Source organism: Novosphingobium sp. (assembly GCF_039595395.1).
Taxonomy (GTDB): Bacteria; Pseudomonadota; Alphaproteobacteria; order Sphingomonadales; family Sphingomonadaceae; genus Novosphingobium.
In genome coordinates, this window is record NZ_JBCNLP010000001.1 from 4,131,786 (window position 1) to 4,155,039 (window position 23,254).

At 63.6% G+C, this 23,254-nt stretch carries 21 protein-coding genes; 2 read left to right on the forward strand and 19 right to left on the reverse strand.

Annotation, left to right across the window (positions count from 1 at the left end):
* Window positions 1-24: 24 nt before the first annotated feature.
* A complete protein-coding gene (locus ABDW49_RS18795; RefSeq protein ID WP_343613879.1) occupies window positions 25-1,011 on the reverse strand; it encodes a bile acid:sodium symporter family protein in 987 nt (328 codons plus the stop codon).
* Window positions 1,012-1,166: 155 nt separating this feature from the next.
* Here ABDW49_RS18795 and ABDW49_RS18800 point away from each other — a divergent pair, with 155 nt between their 5' ends.
* Window positions 1,167-2,303, forward strand: coding sequence for an aminotransferase class I/II-fold pyridoxal phosphate-dependent enzyme (locus ABDW49_RS18800; protein ID WP_343613881.1), 1,137 nt, complete (start codon window positions 1,167-1,169; stop codon window positions 2,301-2,303).
* Between the two features lie 189 nt (window positions 2,304-2,492).
* On the forward strand, window positions 2,493-4,175 hold the full coding sequence (locus ABDW49_RS18805) for a hypothetical protein (RefSeq protein WP_343613883.1): 1,683 nt from the start codon (window positions 2,493-2,495) through the stop codon (window positions 4,173-4,175).
* 39 nt (window positions 4,176-4,214) lie between these two features.
* Here ABDW49_RS18805 and ABDW49_RS18810 read toward each other — a convergent pair whose 3' ends face one another.
* From ABDW49_RS18810 to ABDW49_RS18895, 18 genes are all read right to left on the reverse strand, one after another.
* A complete protein-coding gene (locus ABDW49_RS18810; RefSeq protein ID WP_343613885.1) occupies window positions 4,215-5,648 on the reverse strand; it encodes a hypothetical protein in 1,434 nt (477 codons plus the stop codon).
* Window positions 5,645-6,034 carry a GtrA family protein gene (locus tag ABDW49_RS18815; RefSeq protein ID WP_343613887.1) on the reverse strand — a complete coding sequence of 130 codons (390 nt, stop codon included), beginning with the start codon at window positions 6,032-6,034 and terminating at the stop codon, window positions 5,645-5,647. The genes ABDW49_RS18810 and ABDW49_RS18815 overlap by 4 nt, the downstream gene beginning before the upstream one ends.
* A gap of 1 nt (window position 6,035) precedes the next feature.
* Complete coding sequence (locus ABDW49_RS18820; RefSeq protein ID WP_343613889.1) at window positions 6,036-6,974, reverse strand: glycosyltransferase family 2 protein; 939 nt, start codon at window positions 6,972-6,974, stop codon at window positions 6,036-6,038.
* A complete protein-coding gene (locus ABDW49_RS18825; RefSeq protein WP_343613891.1) occupies window positions 6,967-8,070 on the reverse strand; it encodes a hypothetical protein in 1,104 nt (367 codons plus the stop codon). The genes ABDW49_RS18820 and ABDW49_RS18825 overlap by 8 nt, the downstream gene beginning before the upstream one ends.
* Entirely contained in the window at window positions 8,067-10,040 is a 1,974-nt protein-coding gene (locus ABDW49_RS18830; protein WP_343613893.1) for an SLBB domain-containing protein, read from the reverse strand. The genes ABDW49_RS18825 and ABDW49_RS18830 overlap by 4 nt, the downstream gene beginning before the upstream one ends.
* 94 nt (window positions 10,041-10,134) lie before the next feature.
* Window positions 10,135-11,151 (reverse strand): NAD-dependent epimerase/dehydratase family protein, encoded by a 1,017-nt coding sequence (locus ABDW49_RS18835; protein ID WP_343613894.1) that lies wholly within the window; start codon window positions 11,149-11,151, stop codon window positions 10,135-10,137.
* Window positions 11,151-12,908 (reverse strand): thiamine pyrophosphate-binding protein, encoded by a 1,758-nt coding sequence (locus ABDW49_RS18840; protein WP_343613895.1) that lies wholly within the window; start codon window positions 12,906-12,908, stop codon window positions 11,151-11,153. The genes ABDW49_RS18835 and ABDW49_RS18840 overlap by 1 nt, the downstream gene beginning before the upstream one ends.
* A 6-nt stretch (window positions 12,909-12,914) precedes the next feature.
* Window positions 12,915-13,607, reverse strand: a complete 693-nt coding sequence (locus ABDW49_RS18845) for a hypothetical protein (RefSeq protein WP_343613897.1) — start codon at window positions 13,605-13,607, stop codon at window positions 12,915-12,917.
* A 250-nt stretch (window positions 13,608-13,857) separates the two neighbouring features.
* On the reverse strand, window positions 13,858-15,222 hold the full coding sequence (rfbH, locus tag ABDW49_RS18850) for a lipopolysaccharide biosynthesis protein RfbH (protein ID WP_343613899.1): 1,365 nt from the start codon (window positions 15,220-15,222) through the stop codon (window positions 13,858-13,860).
* An 8-nt stretch (window positions 15,223-15,230) separates the two neighbouring features.
* A complete protein-coding gene (gene rfbG / locus ABDW49_RS18855) occupies window positions 15,231-16,403 on the reverse strand; it encodes a CDP-glucose 4,6-dehydratase (protein WP_343613901.1) in 1,173 nt (390 codons plus the stop codon).
* Window positions 16,397-17,167 carry a glucose-1-phosphate cytidylyltransferase gene (rfbF, locus tag ABDW49_RS18860; RefSeq protein ID WP_343613902.1) on the reverse strand — a complete coding sequence of 257 codons (771 nt, stop codon included), beginning with the start codon at window positions 17,165-17,167 and terminating at the stop codon, window positions 16,397-16,399. Before rfbF ends, rfbG begins: the two co-directional genes overlap by 7 nt.
* Window positions 17,168-17,242: 75 nt before the next feature.
* A complete protein-coding gene (locus ABDW49_RS18865; RefSeq protein ID WP_343613903.1) occupies window positions 17,243-17,428 on the reverse strand; it encodes a hypothetical protein in 186 nt (61 codons plus the stop codon).
* A complete protein-coding gene (locus tag ABDW49_RS18870; RefSeq protein ID WP_343613905.1) occupies window positions 17,403-19,082 on the reverse strand; it encodes a glycosyltransferase family 39 protein in 1,680 nt (559 codons plus the stop codon). Before ABDW49_RS18870 ends, ABDW49_RS18865 begins: the two co-directional genes overlap by 26 nt.
* A 173-nt stretch (window positions 19,083-19,255) precedes the next feature.
* The gene (locus ABDW49_RS18875; protein WP_343613907.1) at window positions 19,256-19,852 is read right to left on the reverse strand and encodes a PAS domain-containing protein; all 597 of its coding nucleotides are present in this window, start codon (window positions 19,850-19,852) and stop codon (window positions 19,256-19,258) included.
* Window positions 19,853-19,970: 118 nt separating this feature from the next.
* A complete protein-coding gene (cysK, locus tag ABDW49_RS18880; RefSeq protein ID WP_343613909.1) occupies window positions 19,971-20,894 on the reverse strand; it encodes a cysteine synthase A in 924 nt (307 codons plus the stop codon).
* Between the two features lie 12 nt (window positions 20,895-20,906).
* Window positions 20,907-21,611, reverse strand: a complete 705-nt coding sequence (locus tag ABDW49_RS18885; RefSeq protein ID WP_343613911.1) for an alpha/beta hydrolase — start codon at window positions 21,609-21,611, stop codon at window positions 20,907-20,909.
* A 154-nt stretch (window positions 21,612-21,765) separates the two neighbouring features.
* A complete protein-coding gene (locus tag ABDW49_RS18890) occupies window positions 21,766-22,449 on the reverse strand; it encodes a cytochrome b/b6 domain-containing protein (RefSeq protein ID WP_343613913.1) in 684 nt (227 codons plus the stop codon).
* 184 nt (window positions 22,450-22,633) lie between these two features.
* Window positions 22,634-23,092, reverse strand: a complete 459-nt coding sequence (locus ABDW49_RS18895; protein ID WP_343613915.1) for a cytochrome c — start codon at window positions 23,090-23,092, stop codon at window positions 22,634-22,636.
* Between the last annotated feature and the right edge of the window lie 162 nt (window positions 23,093-23,254).

The following is a 23,254-nucleotide window of genomic DNA, read 5'->3' on the forward strand; positions in this document are numbered from 1 at the left end:
CCGGTATCACAAAGCAACGGACATTCAGTCTTCCTCGCCCGGATGGCTCCCCGCCAGTTGCTTGGCGATCACCGCGCAGGCCATGAGCTGGATCTGGTGGAACAGCATCAGCGGCAGGATCACCACGCCGACAGCGGCGGGCGGAAACAGCACGCCCGCCATGGGCACGCCGCTGGCCAGGCTCTTCTTGCTGCCGCAGAACAGCAGCACGATCTGATCCTCGCGGCTGAAACCCAGCAGTCTGCCCAGCCCCCAGGTCGAGGCCAGCGCGACTGCCAGTAACGCCACATTGAGCAACAGGATCAGCCCCAACTGCGGCAGCGGCAGCTTGTGCCAGATGCTGAGGCCACCACCGGGAGGCGCCACCGCCGCCGAGAAGGCCGTGTACACCACCAGCAGGATCGAGCCGCGGTCGACATAGCCCACCAACTGCTTGTGCCGCGCGACAAAACCGCCCACCACCGGGCGCAGCAGATGGCCCGCCACAAAGGGCAGCAGCAATTGCGCGATGATCTTCTCCACCGAGCCGATCGAAAGCTGCGCCCCAGCTCCGCCCATCAGCACACCCGCCAGCAGCGGCGTGATCACCAGCCCCAGAATGTTCGAAAACGACGCCGAGCAGATCGCCGCCGCGACATTACCCCGCGCGATGGAGGTAAAGGCAATCGAACTCTGCACTGTGGAGGGCAGCAGCGTCAGAAACAGCATGCCGCTGGCGATCAGCACCGGCAGGCCGGGAATCGCCTTCACCGCCAGCCCCAGCAGCGGGAAGAGCGCAAAGGTCACCGCCATCACCGCCAGATGCAGCCGCCAATGCCCGGCGCCCGCCACAATGGCCTCTCGCGACAGTTTGGCGCCATGCAGGAAGAACAGCAGCACGATGCCCGCATTGGCCGCCCATTCGAACCCTGTCGCCGCCGCGCCGCGCGCAGGCAGCAGGCTGGCCAGCGCCACAGTGGCCAGCAGCGCAAGAATATAAGGATCAAGGGCAGATTTGATGCGCGCGAACATAGGGGAGAGTGTTCCGGTCAGAAGATGCTTTCGGTTGGACAGGGTAAGCCCAAGCGTCAACCCTCAATCTGATGCGCGATGTCGCCGCAAAATTAGAACACCCGCCTGATTCCGCGCCGCTTGGGGGCGTGTCACCGCTGTGCTAGGGCGCGGGCATGACCGCCCTTATCGAACCCTTCCGCGCCATGCAGATCAGCCTGCGTGCTCATGAACTGGCAGCGCAGGGGCGCCGCATCATCCATATGGAGTTCGGCCAGCCCTCCACCAGCGCCCCTGCCGCCGCCATCGCCGCCGCGCATCGCGTGCTGGACAGCGACGCGCTGGGCTATTGGGAAAGCCGCCCGCTGAAGGAACGCATCGCCCGGCACTATGCCGAAACGCAAGGCGTCACCATCCGCCCGGAGCAGGTGATCCTGACCAGCGGCGCCTCGCCCGCGCTAGTGCTGGCGCTGTCGAGCGCTCTGGCCCCCGGCGCCCGCGTGGCAATGGCGCGGCCCGGCTATGTCGCCTATCGCAACACGGTGCGCACGCTGCATATGGAGGCGGTCGAACTGCCCTGCGGCGCGGATGAAGGCTATCAGATCAGCGCCGCCGCGCTTGCAGCGCTGGAGCCGGCCCCCGATGCGGTGATCATTGCCAGCCCCGCCAACCCCACCGGCACGATCATCCCGCCCGCCGAGCTGGCAGCGATTGCGCAGGTCTGCCACAAGCGCGGCATCCGCATCATCTCGGATGAGATCTACCATGGCCTGTCCTACACCGGCCCCACGCAGACCATGCTGGCGCATACGCAAGATGCTCTGGTGGTGAACAGCTTCTCCAAATATTTCAGCATGCCCGGCTGGCGGCTGGGCTGGCTGGTGGCGCCGCTCGATCTGGTCGATGCCGCCTATGCGCGGATGAGCAACCTGTTCCTCACCCCCCATGTGCTGAGCCAGCACGCGGGCCTGCTCGCCTTCGACGAGAAGGACGAGCTGGAAGGCCATATCGCCACCTATGCGCAGAACCGCGAATTGATGCTGGCCGCCCTGCCCGCGATGGGGCTGGCGCGCATCGCTCCGCCCGATGGCGCCTTCTACATCTGGGCCGACATCGCCCATCTGACCGATGACAGCATCGCCTTCTGCACCCGCCTGCTTGAGGACACCGGCGTCTGCACCGCACCGGGGGTGGATTTCGACCCGCTCGAAGGGCACCGCTTCATGCGCTTTTCCTTCGCGGTCTCGACCGCTCTGGTGGAGGAAGCCATCGCGCTGATGGTGCCTTGGTTCGCGGCGCAGGCCCGGCGCTGATCAGGAGGGCGAATCCCGAAACTGTCAGCGAAGGTTCATAACGCCCCCCTCAACCTCCCCCACCGGCCTTGCAGCGAGCGGACAGGCATGACCAAATTTCCTCATGAATCTCAAGAGAATCAGCCCTCACCCGGAGATATCATCAGCCGACGCTACCTGCTGACAGCGGCCACGGCACAAGCGGGTGCCATGGCCATCCTGTCCCCCTCGGTTGCCCAGGCGGCGCCTCTGCCGGGCGATCAGGCGGACGCCAGCGGCCAGCGCGACAGCAGCGCTTCCCTGGCCAGAGCGGGGCAAGCCGGTCCTGTCACCCTGGGACCCGGCACCTACCGCGTCGACGCCAGCATCACCATCGCCCACCATCTGAGCTTTCTGCCCGGTGCCCGGCTGCGGCTGGCGGCTGGCGTCACGGTCACGCTGGCGGGCGGCTTGAGCGCCGCGCCGCTCCAGATTTTCGAGGGCCCCGGCAGCATCGCCTTCCCAACCGGTGCCGCCCCGCTGGAAGGCTATCCGGAATGGTGGGGCGCCAGAACCAACGACGGCAACGCCGACAATCGGGCAGCCTTCACCGCCTGTCTTCAGGCCTGCCCGCTGATGCGGCTGCACAATGCCGACTATTTCTTCCACGACACCTGGGTCGCCAACGTCTCCTATCGCACCATTCGCGGCCATTACGGCGATTACAGCGATACTGGCCGCGGCACCCGCCTGGTGCTGACCGGCCCCGCGGCCCATACCGCGCCGCAGCTGATCGCAGGCACCTGGCCGGTGCCCGCCAGTCAGACACAGGCCGTCTGGTTCCTGCGGATCGAGGACATCGCCATCATCCGCGACGCCGGCCTCTATCCGGTAACCCCGCCCGAACCGCGCGACGACTATCGCTGCGTGGCCGGGGTGATCTTCGGCGGCGTGGTGCATTCCGGCCTGTCGCGTGTGCATGTCGCGGAAAGCCAGGTGGGCATCTGGGCCCATGGCGCGGTGCATTCCACACTGGACGACTGCATCGTCAACCGCTCGATCAAGGGCAATGGGGCCAATCCCGCCGCTGACACCTACATCGGTTTTCTCTTCGGCGGCCCGCGTGCCAATTACGGCTATATCGGCGCCAATGCCTCGATCTACGCGCGGCGCTGTCTGGCCGTGGGCAACAATGCGCTGACTGATACGGTCGGCATCCTGCTCAAGGACTTTCTGGGCGACACCTTTCTGGCCGACATGGAAACCGCGCTGCTGGCCACGGGGCTTCGCATCGACGGACAGGGGCGGGGCGATCAGGAGGCCGGGCAGGATATCAGCATTCATCACCCCATTCTGGATGGCTGCTCGTTTGCGGGGATGGATCTGCGCGGGCTCAACGCTTCCGCCAGCATCGGGATCGTCGATCCCTATATCGCGCCGACCGGCTCGGCGGCGGGCATTCGGCTGGATCTGTGCGCGGCGGCGCTCACCGTCACCGGTGGCCAAATCCTGGGGCCGACCGGTTCGACCGGCTTCAAGGCCCGCGCCTCGTCGGGCTTCGATGTCGATGGGTTGCGCATTCGCGATTGCAGCTATCCGGCGGTCCTTCAGGACGTCAGCGCATTTCGCCTGCGTCCCTCGATCCTCAACCGCTTCGTCAAGGCCGGGAATGCGGTTGCCGCCTCCGGCCAGATCACCGACGGTCTGATCGCGCCGATCGTGCAGGCGGTCGGCCAGACCTTCGGCACCGGGATTGCCCTGAGCGGCAACGGCATCGAGCGCACGGAGTGCCATCTGACCACCATCGCCGCCAGCGCCCTGACCGGCGGTGGGGCCAGGCTGTCCTTCAACGGCAGTGCCGTGAATGGCGCCACATTTGGCCGGCATTGCATCGCCAGCGGCGTGACAGGCTGAAACCTGGCGGCACGCTCCACGGTGCGGAGCGTGCGCCCCTTAGTCTCCCAGCGGTTCACCGGTGGCCGGCGGCGCAGGAATGGCCTTGCGGCGCTGCAGCAGCGCGCGGGGCGACAGGGCCCAGGGCACAAAGGCCACGTCATCCCGGAAACGCCAGCGCTGCGCCCAGCCATCCTTGTCAATATCGGCAAGAACCTGACGGATCGTGCGCAGCGAAATCATCGCGGCGACCATCAGGATCACGAAGGGGCGTATCAGCGGCCAGACCGAAATATGGAAATCCACCACGGTGGTGGAGTGCCTGACATAGGTGTCGCGCACCACCGTCATGACCCGTTCGAGCGGGATGTCCAGCGAAGGCCCCATGATCATGCAGATCAACAGGGCCACCTTCTGCTCCCAATGCTTCCACGGCTCCATAAACACCAGATAGGTGAAATAAACCGGCGTATAGCCCCCGGAATCCGAGGTGATGAGTGCCATCATCAGTCCCAGATTGATCACACGCGTTGTGGGTACAGCCTCCGGCCGCAACCAGGACAGGAATGCAGCGAAAACGATCATCGCCCGCACCGTGTTCAGCAGCAGCGGAATCCAGAAAGCCAAAGTCTCCGTGAGACGTGACCCCAGCAGCAGCAGGGTCGGAAAACTGCCGCCATTGAGCAGGGCCAGCCAGGGAGCATAGCTCGTCGCCGTCCACAGATCGAGAGGATCGCCCGATGCCGCGGAGCCCCAACTGCTGACATTCCGGATAATTTCAAAGATCGAGCCACGGCCCAGAATGGCATAACTGACCAGATAGATCAGGATCGTTGCGATCGCGATGCCTTCGAAGCGACGCCATTTGCGCTGGAGCAGCAAGGGCACGAAAGCCGCGATGAGATAGATCTTGAAGTTGATCGCCAGCCCCGCAAAGCCTGCCCGCGCCGCGCTGGAGCGCAGGAGCGGCCCAACCGCCAGCATCAGGAACAGAAACGCCGCCAGCACCAGATTGCCGCGCTCCACCCCATCCAGCAGGGCCCATCCCAGGCCCAGGCAGATCGTGCGGGGCAGCGCCGTCACCTTGTCGCGCTTGCGGAAGGTGATGTAGATCAGCGCCACATCGATGACATAAAGGGCAAAGATGCTGCCCAGCCCCAGCCAGTCGCAATCGCGGGCATCATAGCCCAGGCTGGTGTCGGTGAAGCGGTTGACCACATAACAGCGGTCCACCCCCAGCAGGCGCAGGAACACGAAGGAGGCCGGCGGATAGAGTGCCGTCCATACATCGTAGGTGCCTTTGTCACGCGCCCAATAGGCGGTGTTGAACCAATCGGCAAAAATGTCGTTCGGTTCGTAGAAAAAGGGCTGCGGGAGGTAGTTGTTATGGTTGAGGAACCACAGGCTGTAGATGACACTGCCCAGCGTGATCAGCGCAAAGGTCCATTCGATCCACAAACCTTCACGCCGCACCGGAGGGGCAGGCATGGTCATGCCTGCTCGCTCCGGAACACCAGATTACGCAGGATCAGGTAATTGAAGGCCGAGACGATCACCGTCGTAACCAGCCCTGCGGCATAGGGTGAAGCGATCGCCTTGGCGACCAGGAACAGAATGCCCAGGCTCAGCAGATAGTTCACCACATAGGACAGGAAAAAACGCCATTTCGACGTGGCATGCCCGGCAAATGCATAGCGGCTGTAGGTGACATAGTTGAACATGGCCCCAACCACCGTCGAGACGATCTGCGCGGCATACATGTTCATGCCCAGCGCCAGGAACAGCGAAAAGGCGCCATAACCAAACAGGGTATTGATGATACCGGCCTGGTAATACCGAAAGATCCGCTTCCATTCGGCAGGCGAGCGCCAATCGAGCACGTCAGTAATCCTCGGGGAAGTTGATGCGCTCATGCTCCAGCACCAGCGGCTGGTTGCGGGTTCGCTCCGAAATCAGCGCGACCTGCACCCCCAGCAGCCCAAGCCCGGCGAACAGCAGCGCAAACTGCCCTTCCAGCATCGCCGAAAACAGCCAGAGCTGCACCGAATGGCCCGTAAAAGCGGCCGCCACGGCGCCCATCAGCGAAATCGCCGTCAGCAGGCCGATGAAAAAGGCGATGTACAAGGGCGCACGCAACAGATTCTTGGATGAGCCCGCCAAGCCGCTGAGCGCGAAATCGAGCAGGGTGAAGAAATTGTTGTTCGAGCGGCCCCCGGCCCGCGGCGGGCGCTGGAATTCGATGGTCTCGATCGAATAGCCGGTTTCCACCAGCAGCCCCCGGAAAAAGGGCTGCGGCTCGTTCAGCTGGCGGATCGAATCCACCACGCGGCGGTCATAAATGCCGAAGCCGGTGGCATTGGGGATGATCTGGTAATCGCCGAAACGCTTCTGCAGCGCATAGGACATGTCGCGCATCACGCTGAGCATGAAGCCGGATTTCTCGCTGGCCCGCACCCCCAGAACGATGTCCGTGCCCGCCTGCCAGCGCCGCACGAATTCGGGCAGCAGGGCCGGCGAATCCTGGAAATCGGCGCACATCGAGATGATCGAGCGCCCACCGGCCTGATAGATGCCATGGGTGGGCGATCGCATCTGCCCGAAATTGCGGGTGTTCACGATCAGCCGGATACGCGAATCACGGGCGCACATGCCGCGAATGATCTCGACCGTGCGATCCTGCGATTCATTGTCGATGAAGATGATGTCAAAGCGCAAACCGGTGGTGTCGAGCTGCTCGATCACGGCTGCGGCGATGGCCTCGGCATTGTCCTCTTCATTGCGGCAGGCAATGACAACGGAGACGTCGGGACGATCAGTCATGCTTGCCCTCTTGCACGAAATGAACGCCGACCGGCGGACGGAGCCGATAGAATTCGATCGCCAGCCACAACAGCGCGCAAGCCGCCGCGAAAGCCACCAGCGGCCACCTCACCTGACGCTCGGTATCGACAAACGCCGGTTCCAGAATGCGCATATTCGCCGTGGAGGTCATATCCTCGGCGGTGGTGCCCTGGAGATAGCGCAGGTAATTGTCGTAAAGGGTGCGCGCGATGGTCAGGTCACGCTCCAGCTTGAAGAGCTTGCTGGAGGTGTCGACCGCGCGACCGACGCTCAACTCATCGGTATCGGCGGTGGCGCGCACTTCGGCGAGCTGCTTCTGCAGCGCCGCGACTTCGGCAGCCTGCTGGCGCATCATCGGGTTGTCAGGCCCGAGCATCTCGCGCGCGGAGGCCATTTCCACCTGCTTGACCTTCAGCGTCGATTCCAGCGCGGGAATGCGCTGGCTGACCGTCTGCACCGTCATCGATGGCAGCGGGGCGCGGTTGGTCATACGGAAGGCGTCGTAACGGCCCTGCGCCTCGGCCAACTGTTTGGACGCGCCTTCGGCCAGCTCGACCAGCACGTCGCGCTTGTAGGCGGTCTGATTCCGGCTGATCTCGGCAAGGCGCTCCTTCATGGCGGCGCCGAAAGCATCGATCACGTCACGCGCGAACTTCGGATCGCGATCCTCAAACTCCATCTGGATGATACCGCCGCGCAGCGAGCGGATATCGACCCTTCTGGACAGCCAGCGCTGCAGCTCGATACGGTCCTTGCCGGTGCGCTGTTCGAGATGCAGCCGCTTGATCACCAGATCGCGCGCATAGACGCTGTTGGCGATACGCAGGGCGACCTCGACGGCGGCCTGGCTGCCGAACACGCTGTTCATGGCCCCCAACTGGCCCAGCGTACCGCTCAGGCCAAGGGTGGAGGGGTCGGCAGGCGTCAGGGTTTCGGCCGCGCGATAGCGCTCCGGAAAGAAAGACAGCACCGCCGCAATGGCGATCACCGGAGCAAAGATCAGGGCCCGGCGCCGAAAGCTGCGCAATTGCGGAAGAGCGGCCAGCGTGCCGATGATCGAACGCGGCGGGGTCATTTCGCCAGCACCGCGATCGTCGCCGCCGACAGGCCGAGGCCAAACAGCATTTGCGCGATATCCTTGAACTTGGGCCAGAACGTGCTGGCCTGGGTGCGCACCGGCACGAAAACGACATCGCCGGGCAGAATCTTGGTCTTGAGCGCCTGGTGATGGCGCGACAGCACCTCGCCATTGGCGCGCACGATGATGGTGTTGCGAAGGTCGGAAATCCGCAAGGCACCGCCGGCACGCTCGATGTAATCGCGCGCCTCCATCGGATGATCGGCCGCCAGCAGGAACGAGGTGGGACGCGGAACCGCACCGAACACGCCCACCGTGTTTTCACGGCGCGGCACGATCAGGGCATCGTTGTTCTGCAGCACGATGTCCTCGGGCAGATTGGTGGCCATGGGCGCCACGTCGAGCACCAGGCGACCATCGGGCTTGCTTTCCTCAAGCCGGCTGATCAGTTCCTTCGCGGCGGCGAGCTGCGAATTCTTCTGATCGACGGCCACCGAGGAATCCGAGGTGAGCGGCGTACCGGCCACCACGACCTGCATCTGATGGATCGCTTCGCGGAAGGCATCCTGCTGCTGGATCTTCACGCTCTGGCGGGTGAATTTGGTGCCATAAGGATAGGCATTGGCAGTCAGGCCGCCGGCCATCGCCAGCAGCGCGCCCGAATTCGTGCCCGGCTCGACGTAATAGACGCCGGGATTGCGGACTTCGCCCTCGACCCGCACCAGAACCTTCTGGTGATCGGTCGGCATGGCCAGGCTGCCCACCGAAACCATCTGGAGAATGTCGCCCTGGCGGACGGGTACGCCCGCGGCTTCGGCGCGGCTCAACTGGGTCGGGCCCTGCCCCTGCGGATCGTTTTGATGATAGACCACGATACGGGCCGGATCGGCCAGCGTGTTGGGGCCGCCTGCCGCCGCCAGCATGTCGGCAACGCTTTCGCCCGGACGGGTTTCGTAGATCGCCTCTTCATTGACGCTGCCGATCACCGCGACCTGGGGGCCAGCCGGCGGAATGAAGATGACATCCTCATTCTGCAGCACCACATCGTCCAGGCGGCTGCCACCGCGCATCAGCTTGTACAGATCGAAGTCGGCGACTTCCTGCCCATTGCGATACAGCTTGATCGAACGGAAGCTGCCTCCGGCCGCCGGACCGCCGGTCTGCAGCACGGCATTGGCCAAAGAGGTGACATTGTTGACGTTGATCGCACCGGGATGCGCGGCAAGCCCCGTGACATAGACGCGGATGCCGTGCAGCTCGCGCAGATTCACCGAAACCGTGTAGCCGCTGTACTGCTTGCCCACCGCGCGGGCGATGGCTTCATGCAGATCGGCGTTGCGCAGGCCGGCGACCTTGATCGCGCCGACGCTCTCGAGATAGATCTTGCCGTCGGTGCCCACTTCGCGCTGCACGCTGCCCGTCACCGAGCCATTCAGGGCGATCACCACCTTGTCACCGGGCTGGATGATGTAGTCAGGCGGCACGGTGACCGTTGCGGGACGCGAAAAGTCCCGCGCGGCCGTCACCAGCAAATTCGCGCCGTAACGCGGCAGGGGACGCCCCAGCACGCTGGCGACATAGACTTCGAACTCACCGGGAGGGGTGGGCTTGGCATTCTCGCCATTGCCCTGCGCGCGGAACAGCAGGCTCTGCTGCAGGCGAAGCATTTCTTCCTGCGCGATGCCGTCCGCGGCTGTCCCGCCCAGCGACTTTGGCTGAAACGTCTGAAGCGATCCGAAAGGGTTCGACCCGGTATCGCTCGAGGAGGAATCCGACATGCTCGGGTCGGATGTACCGTTACCCTGGTTGTTGTTGTTATTGTTGTTCGAGTTCTGCCGATTGTCGTTCCCGCTTGTGGTGCTGCCAAGCGTCTGGGCGTGAACACCACTCGACAAGGTCAGCGCAAGGGCCAGGGCTGCAGTGGCGCAGCGCAGGGTTCCACGCAGGTGGGCAGAGCTCTTCAACATGGGTTCCTTCACGGATTTTGGTCCCTTTCCGGAACCTTACTTTCATAAAATGAGCCAATCACCGGCTTTCGGGATCAGCCCCTAGCAGCCGGTGTCAGGCAAGACCAGCGTGATCCACGCCAAGTCCGGCCTGCTGCGCAAGAAAGCGCGCGGTTTCACGAATCTGATCGTCCAGCGCCAGGCCTGCAATGCCTTGCGCCGCCATCAGGGCAGTCCAGGCGGCATCATCGCCGACATAGCGATTTTCGCCTTCCCCCGTGATCGGGCGACGCGTGACGGAGCAAGGCAACAAGGCTGACACGCGCCGCGCCAGATCACCCAGCTCCAGCACCTCACCGCCGGTGGAAAAGCGCTGTACCGGCGCTCCGGCGGAGGATTCCATCAGGGCAATCAGCAGCGACAGCAGGTCACGCACCGCCACATATCCGCGATAGACCGGAATGGGGGCGCGAACCTCGACCGTCTCCCCCTTCAAGGCGGAGAGGATGAAATTGGCCAGGGCATAGGTCTCATGCTTGTTGATATGCGGCCCGGACACGGCATAGATGCGGGTGACAATCGCCCGGCGGTGCGCCTCATCGGCCATGGCCCAGGCAGCAAAGCGATCCTCGTCCTGCTGCTTGAGCGCCCCATACAGCCGCAAGTCATGCGCGGCAGAGGCATCCTGCGCGAAAGCGGCCGCCCCGGAAGAAGCGACGAAAACCCTGTCCACCCCCAGCGGATCGAGCGCATCGATCACCTGCTGCGAGAGCGCCCGATTGGCCGCCACGTAGTCGGCCTCCGCCATCCCGGCGACCTTGTCCTTGGTCAGGAAGGCCAGATGGAACAGCATGGTGGGCCGGGGAGGCAAATCCCCCAGGCCGGACAAAGCTTTCTGTTCGACCACACGCCCCGATGCCAGCGTGATGCTGGCATCGCCCGAGCCAAACACGACCAGCCGCTCATGCAGGGCATCCCCCTCGAGCGCCTCGTCGAGCAGATCCAGCAGCGTGCGTCCGATCCAGCCACGCCCGCCCACGATCACGATACGACGCTCGCTGCGCAGCAATGCGGCGCGCACATGATCGGGCAGGCGCATGCTGCGCCCATCATTCCAGGTCTGGGCAGGCATCACATGCGCTCGTCGGCCAGCGCGTTGATCTCTTCCAGATAATCGATTTCCGGGCTCATGCGATCGATGGGGTTGGATTCCATCGAACCGGTTGCGGTGATGCGGCTGCTGATCTTGGGGAAATAGGTCTGTTCCGGATCGATCGGCACCAGGAAGGCGCTGACGCCCGGCGCGGCCATGCTCTTCTGGAAATCCGCATCATCGAGGAAATCGAGCGGCAGACGCATCACCGGCAGATCCCAGGCGGCGAACAGCTTTTCCCAGCGCGGCAGACCCAGGCCCGAACGCGTGTCGCAGCCCAGATACTTGCCCTTGAAATAGCTGCGCTGGGTCATGCGGATCGAGGCATGGCCCTGATCGTCGAAGATGAAGATCTTCAGATTGAGGTTGTTGATCGCCGCCGTGCCCAGCTCCTGCATGTTCTGGGCAAAGCCGCCGTCGCCCTCGATCAGGATGGTGCGGCGCCCATCGCCGGCAATCGCCGCGCCGATCGCGCCCGACAGGCCATAGCCCATCGAGGCCAGCGACTTGTCGGTCAGCATGCGCTGGCCCAGCTTCTGGCGATAGAGCTGCATCGACAGCGTGAAGGCGCTGCCGCTCGAGCAGGGGATCACCAGATCGTCGGGCCTGGTCACCGTCTCCAGCTTCAGAATGAAGTCATAGGGCGAAAGGTAACCCTCGCCGGTGTTGTTCACCGCCTCGACGCGCGGCACGGCGGCGCGCACGCTGCGCGCGAAATCGAGCCATTCGTCCTTGGCGGGCAGGTCATGCTCCAGCAGGCGCTGGAGGAAATCATTGGCCTCGACCTGATAGCCGAAATCGACGCGGGGATGACCCTTGTTCAGCTCCTGAGCATCGATTTCGACCTGCACGACCTGCGCGTCGCGCCCGAATTCCTGCCAGTTGAAACCGGTCTGCTGCATGCCCAGGCGCGTGCCCAGGGCGATGATCAGATCCGAACGCTGGATGATGATGTTCGAGCTGCGCTGACCCCAGGTGTTGGGACGGCCCAGATAGTTGGGGGCATCGCCATCGTAACGGTCCGCGCCATTGTAGGTGGTCATCACCGGAATGCGCAGCTTGGCCAGACGGTCATGCAGGCGCATCGCGGTGTTGTATTCAATGCCGCCGCCGATCAGCAGGATCGGGCGCTGCGCCTTGGCGTAAAGCGCGGCGACATGGTCGATCACATCGTCGCTGGCGGTCGGCAGCACCGGCGCCGCCAGCGCGGGCAGCGGCTGTTCGACCACATCGGCGGCCTGAACGTCGAGCGGCATCTCGATGAAAACCGGGCCCTTGCGCGGGGTCCAGCTCTGCTCGATGGCTTCGAGGAACTCCGCCGCACCGACCGGCTTTTCCAGCCGCTTGGCCAGCTTCACGGTCGACTTCACCAGCTCGATCCCGTCGACCTCCTGAATGCCGCGCGAACGAAGCTTCTGGCGCGCCAGATCCGCCGTCTTGACCTGGCCGCCGATCACCAGCAACTGGCGGCTTTCCAGCCAGGCGCCGCTGATGGCCGTGACGATGTTGGTCAGCCCCGGCCCGGCGGTCACCAGCGCCAGCGCCTTGGCCGGCGCGGCGATCTCGTTGAAATATTCCGTAGCGATCCCTGCGGCGACCTCATGCACGACGGGCACGCCTGTGAGATAACGGTCCAGACTTTCCGTCAGGTGCATGATGTTGCCCCCGCCGACGTAAAAGTAATGGGTATAGCCCGCTGCCTTGAGCCAGGCGCCAATCTGATCGCTGTATTTCATGGCGGATTACCTCGCAATCGCCAGCAATGACGAAATGATGTTGTAGATTTGTTTGAACGTCATGCTTTCGGTATGAACCGCGTCATAGCCCCAATCCGCATGAAGTGGCAGATGGACTTGTCCCTCGAACGGTTCGAGGTGGCTGTTCATATCATCGACATAGACGATGAACCATTTGTTCGCTTCCAGCCAGCCTTGACTCTGTGCGACGTTGATCTTGTTGCCATGGCGCCGGATGTCCTCCTGGCCGAAGACCGGCACCACATCGGCACCGTGATAGGCCAGTGCCTCCCGGATGGACTGCACATTGCGCGTCGACAGGATCGCAAACCGGTCCGGATGCTTCAGGAAAAGCGGCTTCAGCAGAAAGAAGAAGTCATAGGCCGGCATGACCTTGGGCCAGGTGGGATCGGCCATGATGACCTTGCGCGCCGCGAAAAAGTCAGCCGAGAAAGCCCAGTCATCATCATTGGGCTTTTCCTGGGGCAATTGAGCCGGTTCGGTGGGGTTCGCCAGGCTGTAGAGCCGGTTGTACTGCCATGCATCGGTCACGACCGAACGGAAGACCAGGAATTGCTCATAGGTCACGTCATGGCGAAAGCCCGGCCTGCCTGCTACCGCCGCATTCGCCACCGAATAGGCCTCGAATGCGCTGTTGAACAGCACGCCGTCAAAATCGAGAACAAATTTAACTTCCATTGGCCATGGTCCTCATCGACCGGATTCGGCGCAGAATCGTCTGCTCTGCATTGGGCCCGAACACCAGTGTTATCGTATGCAGTCCCGCGGGAGCCCCCTGCAGCTCCCCCGCTGCTTCCATGCATCAATCGCTTAACGCGTCTACTCTCCCGCGGTTTCGCCGGATCGGCATGGATATCTCCGACCGACCGCGCAACGCAGCGGTGGTGCCGGGGAGACGACCTTGCAGGATCATCCCCCCGACCATCGATCAGAGAGCCTTGCCAGCCAGGAACGCCTTCAGGCTTTCCACCATATAGGCCAGGTGGTCTTCGGTCAGGCCGGGGTAGACACCCAGCCAGAAAGTGTTGGTCGTCACCAGATCGGCGTTGGTCAGATCACCCGACACGCGCACATCGTAACGCTTCATATAGGGCTGATGCAGCAGGTTGCCGCCGAACAGCAGGCGGGTGCCCACCTTCTTCTCGTTGAGATACTGGACCAGCGCCTCGCGGTTCACGCCGCTCTCGGGGCGGATCGTGATCGGGTAACCGAACCACGAGGCTTCCGACTTCGGCGTCGCCTGCGGCAGGATGAACACGTCTTCCAGCGGCTTGAGCAGCGCGGTCAGCGTGTCGAAGTTGCGGCGGCGCGCGGCGATGAAGCCATCGAGATGGTCGAGCTGGGCCAGACCCACAGCCGCCTGCATGTCGGTGATCTTCAGGTTATAACCGGCGTGGCCATAGGTGTACTTGTGATCGTAACCCTCGGGCAGCGTGCCCAGCTTGCGCGAGAAGCGCTTGCCGCAGGTGTTGTCCACACCCGGCGCGCACCAGCAGTCGCGGCCCCAGTCGCGCATCGATTCGATCACGCGCTTCAGACGGGGCTTGTCGGTGAACACCGCGCCGCCCTCACCCATGGTGATGTGGTGCGCGGGGTAGAAGGACAGCGTGCCGATGTGGCCGAAGGTGCCGACAGCCTTGCCCTCATAGGTGGCGCCCAGCGCGTCGCAGCAATCCTCGACAACCCACAGATTGTACTTCTCGGCGACGCGCATCACCTCGGTGAGGTCGAAGGGGTTGCCCAGCGTGTGGGCGACCATGATCGCGCGCGTCTTGTCGCTGACCGCCGCCTCGATGGCGTCGGGCTTGATGTTGTAGGTCGGGATGTCGACATCCACGAACACCGGCTTCACGCCATACTGCAGCGCGGGGTTAACGGTGGTGGGGAAGCCGGTGGCGACCGTGATCATCTCGTCGCCGGGCTTGAGCGCCTCGCTGCGGAAATAATGCGAGGTCAGCGTCGAGAAGGCCAGCAGATTGGCCGAAGAACCCGAATTGGTGGTCAGGCAGTGCTGCACGCCGATGCGCTTGGCCAGCCGCTCTTCGAAAGCGGTGTTGTAGCGCCCGGTGGTCAGCCAGAAGTCCAGGCTGGAATCGACCAGATTCTGCATGTCCTGCGGGCCATAGACCTTGCCCGACACCGGCACGGCGCTCTCGCCGGGGACGAAAGTGCGGGGGCCATGGAAACGCTTGGCATATTCGCCGGTCAGCGACACGATCAGATCGCGCATGCCGGCCTCGTCCAGATCCTTGGAAAGATGCTGGAGGTCAATCAGAGTGTCATCGCCAGTCATCGTCATTCCTACTTTGCCAGGGCCCGCGCAATGGCGGCCCGATAATCATCCAAATGTTGCAGGCTGATTGCACGGGCGTCTCCGCCATCGGCCAGGGCGCGATGCCAGGTCACGATGCGGTCCAGCGCCTCGCCCAGCCCCCAGGCCGGGCGCCAGCCCAGAATCGAGCGCGCCTTCGCGCAATCCAGCTTGAGCAGGGTGGCCTCATGCAGCGCGGGCACATGGCCCTCGGGCCGGTCCCAGCCGCGATCGGCCTCGGTCGGCTCTCGACCATGCCACAGCGCGGCCATGCGATCAGCGATCCAGTCGACAGCGCGCGTATCATCGTCGGCCGGGCCGAAGTTCCAGCCTTCAGCCGCCCACTGATGCCCCTCGAAGAGATGCCGCGCGATCATCAGATAGCCACCCAACGCCTCCAGCACGTGCTGCCAAGGGCGTACAGCATGCGGATTGCGGATGAACGGCCGCTGACCGTCGACCAGCGCGCGCACGATGTCGGGGATCAGGCGGTCGAGCGCCCAGTCACCACCGCCGATGACATTGCCCGCGCGCACCGAGGCCAACAGAGGCTGGCCCTCACCGCCGAAATAGCTGCGGCGATAGGCCGCGATCACCAGCTCGGCAGCACCCTTGCTGCTCGAATAGGGATCGTAACCGCCCATCGGATCGCTCTCGCGATAGGGCCAGACCCATTCGCGGTTCTCATAGGCCTTGTCCGAGGTGATGCAGATGATCGAGCGCAGCCCCGTCACCCCCAGCGCCGCCGCGCGGCGGCAGGCGTCGAGCACGTGAACCGTGCCCTGCACATTGGTGGCATAGGTTTCGACCGGCGTCTCATAGGACAGGCGCACCAGCGGCTGGGCCGCCAGATGAAACACCACCTCGGGATCGGCGGCCTGAAAAGCGGCCTCAACCGCCGCCAGATCGCGGATGTCGCCCTCGATATGGGTCACCAGCTCGTCGATGCGGGCCTGGCGGAACAGGCTGACCTCTTCGGCGGGCAGGGAAAGGCCGGTGACCTTCGCGCCCATGCCCACCAGCCAGAGCGCCAGCCAGCTTCCCTTGAAACCGGTGTGCCCGGTGAGCAGAACCCGGCGACCACGCCAGAAATCAGCCGAGAGCACCTCCGCGCCGGCAAGACCTGCCGCCGCGTCCTTCACGCTGTCCACAGAGGTCACCATACTTTCCAGGGAGCCCCGTCCACCCACAGCTTTTCCAGATGCTGGCGGTCGCGCAGCGTATCCATAGGCTGCCAGAACCCCTTGTGATGCCAGGCGACGAGTTCGCCATTATGCGCAAGCGTTTCGAGCGGCTTCTGTTCCCAGATGCTGTCGGGGCTGTCGATCAGATCGACCACGCTGGGGTCCAGCACAAAGAAGCCGCCATTGATCAGGCCGCCATCGCCCGCCGGCTTTTCCTTGAAGCTGCGGACCAGATCGCCCTCGAACTCCAGCGCGCCGAAACGGCCCGGAGGCGAGACGGCCGTGATCGTCGCACGCTTGCCATGGGCGCGGTGGAATTCGAGCTGGGCCGTGATGTCGATATCGGCCACGCCATCGCCATAGGTGAAGCAGAAGGGCTCACCCTCATCCAGATACTGCCGCACCGCACGCAGACGTCCACCGGTCTGCGCCGTGGCACCGGTGTCGACGAGGGTGACGCGCCAGGGCTCGCTCTTGGCGGCATGAACCTCGATGCTGTTGGCACCAAGATCGATCGTCACATCGGCCAGATGCAGGAAGTAATTGGCGAAGAACTCCTTGATCACATAGCCCTTGTAGCCAAGGCAAATGACAAAGTCCGTGATGCCGTGCGAGGCGTAAATCTTCATGATGTGCCAAAGGATCGGCATGCCGCCGACCTCAACCATCGGCTTGGGCCTCACCGAAGTTTCTTCGCCCAGCCGCGTGCCCAAACCGCCCGCCAATAATACTGCCTTGGTCAACGTCAGTCCTAAACTCGATTTAGAGGATTCCAAGAAACGCCCGCTATGGCAAACGCGCTATTCCATCATGGCCGCTCAGGCCTGTCGCAAACCTACAAATTCCGCCCAAACTTTGCCGGATACAATCATACGTGCGACCTGAATGAGCGATGAAATGGCAATATCCAGCGCCCGGACGCATTCGGCAGTGCTCTTATGGCAGCGCGACACAATGGTCAATTTATCAAATTGCGGATTATCCCGGCGACAAATCTCCGTCATCTCGCCCTCCCCGCCGCCGCACAGGCCGCGGAAAACGGACGATCCTGACCACCGGTCCGGCACTGACCCCGGCCTGAGGATAGAAAGAAGCGACCTGCGTGCCTCGTGCCAACATTTGCTTGTAGGCTTCATATTCAGCCGGAAAAGAATTCTTTTCCGCCGCATAGCGGTCGAATTGGGTAATGATGGCATAATCGACCTGACAGGAAGCGGCCCGCGCCACACCCATGGTGCCATAGTCGATGTTGGCGCGTGAACCGCGCACGGCATCAATCACACTCCAGCTCACCTTGCCCTGCAGCAAGGCTCGTATATCGACACAGCCCGCATCTCCGAGCGGAAACAACACCGGCCACGGCTGTCGATACAGATCGAATCCGAAATGTTCGATCATAATGGTCGAATTCTGTGGCACATGAGCAACAGCCCATGCCGAGGCCTGGGCCCGCGTGTCATGCATGCGCGCCCGTGCCTGGGCCAGATCCTGCCACAAAAGTGGCAACAGCACCGCAACAAGCATCAAACCCATCGACGATTCGCCCTGCCAGCCTCCCAACCGATCGCGGAGTTGGCGGGATAGTCCAGTGAGGGCACGCGCCGCCAGAATGGCCAGGAACGGCAGCAAGGGCAGCGCCCAGCGCTCCCAAACCATATGCTGGAAACAGATCACCACGCCCATGCCCAGCATGACCGGGCCCAGCAGCCATGCCGCTCGCCGATCCGCGCCGCGCAAGGCCAGAATCACCCCGCCACCGGCCAAAGCCAGCCCCAGGGCGCTTAAACCATCGACAAAAGGCCCGCGCAGATACCAGACCAGATTCTGTAGAGGCGTACCACCGGTCGCGCCCAGATGATGCAGTTGCGCCTCGCCATGCAGGTTGCTCGCCACCACATCATGCGCCAGCAGCAAATAGGGCGAGATCAGCAAGGTAAAGCCGATCATCATCGCCCCGAAACGGGCAAGCCTCAGAATCGGCGCGCCAGTCCGCAGATCAGGCCACGCCGCCCGCAACACCATGGTCCCCATACCGATGGCAGCCAGCCCCATCGGCCATTTGGTGGCGATGGCGGCCCCCATCCAGCCCGCCGCGGCCACATCGGTCCGCCAGTCGGGCCGACGCTCCACGCGCAGCATCGCACGCAGCGCCAGCAGCACGAAGAAACTGCCCATGATGTCCGAACGCACCACCTGAGACCAGGCGACACAAACCGGGCTGACCGCAACCAGCGCCGCAGCGACCAGTCCGGCACGGCGGTCGAAAAGCTCTTGCGCCAATTTCCCCGTCTGCCACACCGTCCCCGCGCCAAAGAGCGCCATGAGCACACGGCCCGGCAGCACGATCACCCCCGGATTGGAATAGACAGCCTCGCCAAAGCTTTTCAGCGTGGGATACCACCCCGCCAGGTGCCCCACGCCAAACACCGACACATTGACCAGCGCCAGCCCGTACATGGTGGTGGTGGCCGGGTGCCCGAACCAGCCCGGATTGAGCGTGGCATGGCTGAGCATGCGGATCGCGCCCAGCTCGAACATCAGCTCATCGGGATCATAAAGGCCCGGCAGGCCGAAATTGATCGCATAAAGCCGCAGCAAAAAGGCGCAGAGGGCAATCAGGCCCAGCGCCCAGGCCCAGCTTTCCGGTCTATGGCGCATGCCGTCTCCCCATTTCGGACGCTGCGCTCTAAGCGATCTGGCGTATCAGGCAAGCGTGAAACGCAGGGTGCAAGAGCCCGATTACGACAGAGCGTGGGGATGGAAAGGGGCCTCGGTTTTTGTTGTCACATCGCTTTCGCGGAAAACCGGTGCCCACTTTTCCGCGCGATGCTCTAAAGCCCCGCCTCCACCGCCAGCCTGATGGCATCGGCGCTGGTCTTGACCCCCAGCGCGCGGAACATGGCCGAGCGGTGCATCTTGATGGTGCGCTCCGACAGGTCGAGGTCCCAGGCGATCTGCTTGTTCAGCTTGCCTGCCGCCATCTCGACCAGAATCTGGTGCTGGCGGCGCGAGAGCCGCGCGATGATGTCCTGCGCGGCGGCGCGCATGCTCTCGCGCACCTCGGGCACGGTGCCGCGGTCGGTGACATCGACCTGACTGCCCAGGAAATACTCGACCCTGCCCTCGGCATCGAAGATCGGCGCCACCATCACCGCATTGCGGAACGGCGTGCCATCCTTGCGGTAATTGAGGATCTCCACCATCATCGGCTGGCCCGCGCGGATCGCCTCACGCAACTGGCGCGAGACCGCCGGATCGGTGTCGGGGCCGCGCAGAAAGCGGCAGTTGCGCCCCACCACCTCCTCGCGCGGATAGCCCGTCAGCGCGATGAAAGCCGAATTGCAGGAGATGATGGGCATATCCGGATCGCGCGCATCGCAGATGATGGCAGCCACGGCGCTGTGGTCGATCAGATCGGTCAAGGGCATGATTTATGTTAGCATGGAATATCACCGCGACAAGCCGCCGAGGCCATACGATGCGCGATGCAATGTTCAATCATGGCGCGGCGCGGGGTCCGGCCCCGCGCCGCTCCGGAATCATCGATCAGGGCTCGGGCAGGAAATCGGGCACCGAGAGATAGCGCTCGCCCGTGTCATAGTTGAAGCCCAGCACCTTGGCGCCGGCGGGCAGTTCGGGCAGCTTCTTGGCGATGGCGGCCAGCGTCGCGCCGCTCGAAATGCCGACCAGCAGGCCTTCCACGCTGGCGGCCTTGCGGGCCCAGTTCTTGGCGTCTTCCGCCTCGACCTGGATCACGCCGTCGAGCAGTTCGGTGTGCAGATTGCCCGGAATAAAGCCCGCGCCAATGCCCTGAATGGGGTGAGGCCCCGGCTGACCGCCGCTGATCACCGGCGAGAGGGTGGGCTCCACCGCAAAGGCTTTCAGCTCGGGCCATGCACCTTTAAGCACCTGCGCGGTGCCGGTCAGATGGCCGCCGGTGCCCACGCCCGAGATCAGCGCATCGAAAGGCGCATCGGCGAAATCGGCCAGCACTTCCTGCGCCGTGGTCTTCACATGCACATCGACATTGGCCGGATTTTCGAACTGCTGGGGAATCCACGCGCCCTCGATGCTGGCGGCCAGTTCCTGAGCGCGTTCCAGCGCGCCCTTCATGCCCTTTTCACGCGGGGTCAGATCGAAGCTGGCGCCATAGGCCAGCATCACGCGGCGGCGCTCGATCGACATGCTCTCGGGCATGACGAGGATCAGCTTGTAGCCCTTCACCGCCGCCACCAGCGCCAGGCCGATGCCGGTGTTGCCGCTGGTCGGCTCGATGATCGTGCCGCCGGGCTTGAGGATGCCATCAGCCTCCGCCGCCTCGACCATCGCCAGCGCGATGCGGTCCTTGATCGAGCCGCCCGGATTGGTGCGCTCGCTCTTCACCCAGACCTCGTGGTCGGGAAACAGGCGCGCCAGACGGATATGCGGCGTGTTGCCGATGGTTTCGAGGACGGATTGCACTTTCGTCATGGGTCTCTCCGATCAGGGACGCAGGCGGGATATCGATGGATCGGAGCGGGAATCGCCCTGCGCGGCGGGCGCGTCAAGAGGGCTGCCATCAAGAGAGGCGCCAACAGGCCGGGCGATCAGCTCATCGAGCCAGATTTGTCCGCGCGGCCACAGGCCCAATCCGGATTCGGCGTTGAGATGGCCCGCCTCGCCCAGATCCTCGAAACGCGATCCCCAGCCCTTGCCCAGACGGCGCGCGGCATGCAGGCCGATCCATGGATCGTTGCGGCTGGCGGCCAGAATCGAGGGGAATGGCAGCGGACCGGTCGGCACCGGCGCAAAAGTGCCCACACGCGGGTCGCGGGGGAAGAAATCGACCTCGGGCGGAGCGACCAGCAGTGCGCCCTTGACCAGTTGCGCGGCCTCGCGCTCGAGCTGCGCCCACCACACCACGGCGATCACGCCAAGGCTGTGCGCGGCGAGCACCACAGGTCGGCCAGCGGCGCGGATCGCCAGATTGAGCTGGTTGACCCAGGTGTTGCGATGCGGCTGGTCCCACATGCCCAGCTCCACGCGGTGGCAATCGTGGCGCTGCTGCTCCCACAGCGTCTGCCAATGGCCGGGGCCGGAATTGTGGAGCCCCGGCACGGTCAGCACCAGCGGCGGCTGCCCGGCGCGGGCTTCGTCCTGCAAGGTGGCATGCGGCACTGGGGTCTGCGGGCGTGTATCCTGAGCCATGGGGGTGCTCCTTTCCGGCCAGATGGCGCAAGCACGGCGCCGTCATGCTGGCGATACAGGAAGGCCCGCCAAACCCACAAGGCCTAATTCCCAGAAGATCAGTAGAGTTTATTGAAGCCCGCAAAGCCGGGCTTCCCCACCGCTTTTTCGGCCTTCAGCCAAAGGGCGGCCAATTGGCCCCATGCGCCACCCACCAGGTGACGGCCCCGGCAATCGCCAGCGCCGGAATCAGCCGCCAGAGCGGGGCGATGTCAGGCTGGGCCACAGGCTCGTCATAGGTCTTGCGGCCGGTGACCATCGGCGGCACCAACCGGTCCTTCTTCACCAGCGTGTAGAACAGGATCGCGGCGAGATGCACGCCGACCAGCGCCAGAATCACATTGAAGCCCAGCTTGTGCCAGTGATGCACCTGATCGCCCAGATCGAGATTGTCCGCCGGAATGTAATGATTGAGCGGGCCGGAAAACAGCGCATCGGTGTCCTGCGAGAACAGGCCCAGCCCGATCTGCGCCAGCAGCACCGTCAGCAGCGCCACCACGCTGAGCGCGCCGAGCGGATTATGCCCGACGACCTTGCCGTTGTGCTTGCCGGTCAGATAGCCGAAGACCGTGAAGGGCCCCTTCACGAAATGGATGAAACGCGAGGTTTCGCTACCGATCAGCCCCCAGATCAGGCGGAAGATCACCAGAAACAGCAGGGCCAGGCCGAAGGTGGCATGGCGCTCCATATTGCCCTGCTTGTAGGTCCACCACATGAGCGGGATCAGGATAACGACGCCCCAGTGGAACAGGCGCAAAGGCAAGTCCCACAGGCGGATGGTGGTCTGAGTCCCGGTCATGCAGCGGCCCTGATCGTTGGTTTTTTAGGAGTCTGTTTGAAAATCCGGCGAAAGAGCCGGATTTTGCGGCACCAGCCCTCTCCCCCGCCCGGCCACCCAACGGCAGTATTCCAAGGGTGGCCGGGCGGGGGAGAGGGCTGGTGCCGCTCTGAACATGCGCTTTCGCGCATGTTCCAGACGGCTCTTACGAGTCCTTGTTGCGATACTTTTCGTGGCAGCCTTTGCAGGTGCCGCCCAGCGCGCCCATCTTGGCCTTGATCGCATCGAGATTGCCCGAATCCGCGGCAACCTTGAACTCACCGGCGGCCTTGGCGAAATTGGCGGCGGCCAGCTTGAAACCGGCGTTGTCGCTCCAGATTTCGGCCTTGGCGCCGGTCTTGACGCTCACCTTGTCGGGGCCGGTGCCGGCGGGGAACCAGCCGGGAACCTTGGGAGCCAGCCCGGCGATGGTCGCCGCGCTCTTCTTGATGGTCGCCAGATCGGGGGCCGGGGTCTTGAGCGTGTCGCCAACGGCCTTGGCAGCGCCGCCGATCTGCTTGAAATTCTGCTTGCGGGCATTGACCGCATCATCAGGCGTGGCGGCATGCACCGCAACAGCCCCGGCCAGAACCAGGCCACTCAACAGCAATTTGATCGACCGCATGGAAATCTCCACTAACATGCATTGTCCGCAGGTTACATAGCACGATGCCGCGCCTGCGAAAGAGGCGGTGCCCGAACAGCGTAGCCGCGAAAAACAGGGCCTAGCCCCGGATTTTCCGATATCAATCCGAATAATAGATAAGATATATGAATTTTCGAAATA

Bases quoted from the DNA above. Each gene is read 5' to 3' on its own strand.
- ABDW49_RS18795 (WP_343613879.1), bottom strand. From the start codon at position 1,011: ATGTTCGCGCGCATCAAATCTGCCCTTGATCCTTATATTCTTGCGCTG.
- ABDW49_RS18800 (WP_343613881.1), top strand. From the start codon at position 1,167: ATGACCGCCCTTATCGAACCCTTCCGCGCCATGCAGATCAGCCTGCGT.
- ABDW49_RS18805 (WP_343613883.1), top strand. From the start codon at position 2,493: ATGGCCATCCTGTCCCCCTCGGTTGCCCAGGCGGCGCCTCTGCCGGGC.
- ABDW49_RS18810 (WP_343613885.1), bottom strand. From the start codon at position 5,648: ATGACCATGCCTGCCCCTCCGGTGCGGCGTGAAGGTTTGTGGATCGAA.
- ABDW49_RS18820 (WP_343613889.1), bottom strand. From the start codon at position 6,974: ATGACTGATCGTCCCGACGTCTCCGTTGTCATTGCCTGCCGCAATGAA.
- ABDW49_RS18825 (WP_343613891.1), bottom strand. From the start codon at position 8,070: ATGACCCCGCCGCGTTCGATCATCGGCACGCTGGCCGCTCTTCCGCAA.
- ABDW49_RS18830 (WP_343613893.1), bottom strand. From the start codon at position 10,040: ATGTTGAAGAGCTCTGCCCACCTGCGTGGAACCCTGCGCTGCGCCACT.
- ABDW49_RS18835 (WP_343613894.1), bottom strand. From the start codon at position 11,151: ATGCCTGCCCAGACCTGGAATGATGGGCGCAGCATGCGCCTGCCCGAT.
- ABDW49_RS18840 (WP_343613895.1), bottom strand. From the start codon at position 12,908: ATGAAATACAGCGATCAGATTGGCGCCTGGCTCAAGGCAGCGGGCTAT.
- ABDW49_RS18845 (WP_343613897.1), bottom strand. From the start codon at position 13,607: ATGGAAGTTAAATTTGTTCTCGATTTTGACGGCGTGCTGTTCAACAGC.
- rfbH (WP_343613899.1), bottom strand. From the start codon at position 15,222: ATGACTGGCGATGACACTCTGATTGACCTCCAGCATCTTTCCAAGGAT.
- rfbG (WP_343613901.1), bottom strand. From the start codon at position 16,403: ATGGTGACCTCTGTGGACAGCGTGAAGGACGCGGCGGCAGGTCTTGCC.
- ABDW49_RS18865 (WP_343613903.1), bottom strand. From the start codon at position 17,428: ATGACGGAGATTTGTCGCCGGGATAATCCGCAATTTGATAAATTGACC.
- ABDW49_RS18870 (WP_343613905.1), bottom strand. From the start codon at position 19,082: ATGCGCCATAGACCGGAAAGCTGGGCCTGGGCGCTGGGCCTGATTGCC.
- ABDW49_RS18875 (WP_343613907.1), bottom strand. From the start codon at position 19,852: ATGCCCTTGACCGATCTGATCGACCACAGCGCCGTGGCTGCCATCATC.
- cysK (WP_343613909.1), bottom strand. From the start codon at position 20,894: ATGACGAAAGTGCAATCCGTCCTCGAAACCATCGGCAACACGCCGCAT.
- ABDW49_RS18885 (WP_343613911.1), bottom strand. From the start codon at position 21,611: ATGGCTCAGGATACACGCCCGCAGACCCCAGTGCCGCATGCCACCTTG.
- ABDW49_RS18890 (WP_343613913.1), bottom strand. From the start codon at position 22,449: ATGACCGGGACTCAGACCACCATCCGCCTGTGGGACTTGCCTTTGCGC.
- ABDW49_RS18895 (WP_343613915.1), bottom strand. From the start codon at position 23,092: ATGCGGTCGATCAAATTGCTGTTGAGTGGCCTGGTTCTGGCCGGGGCT.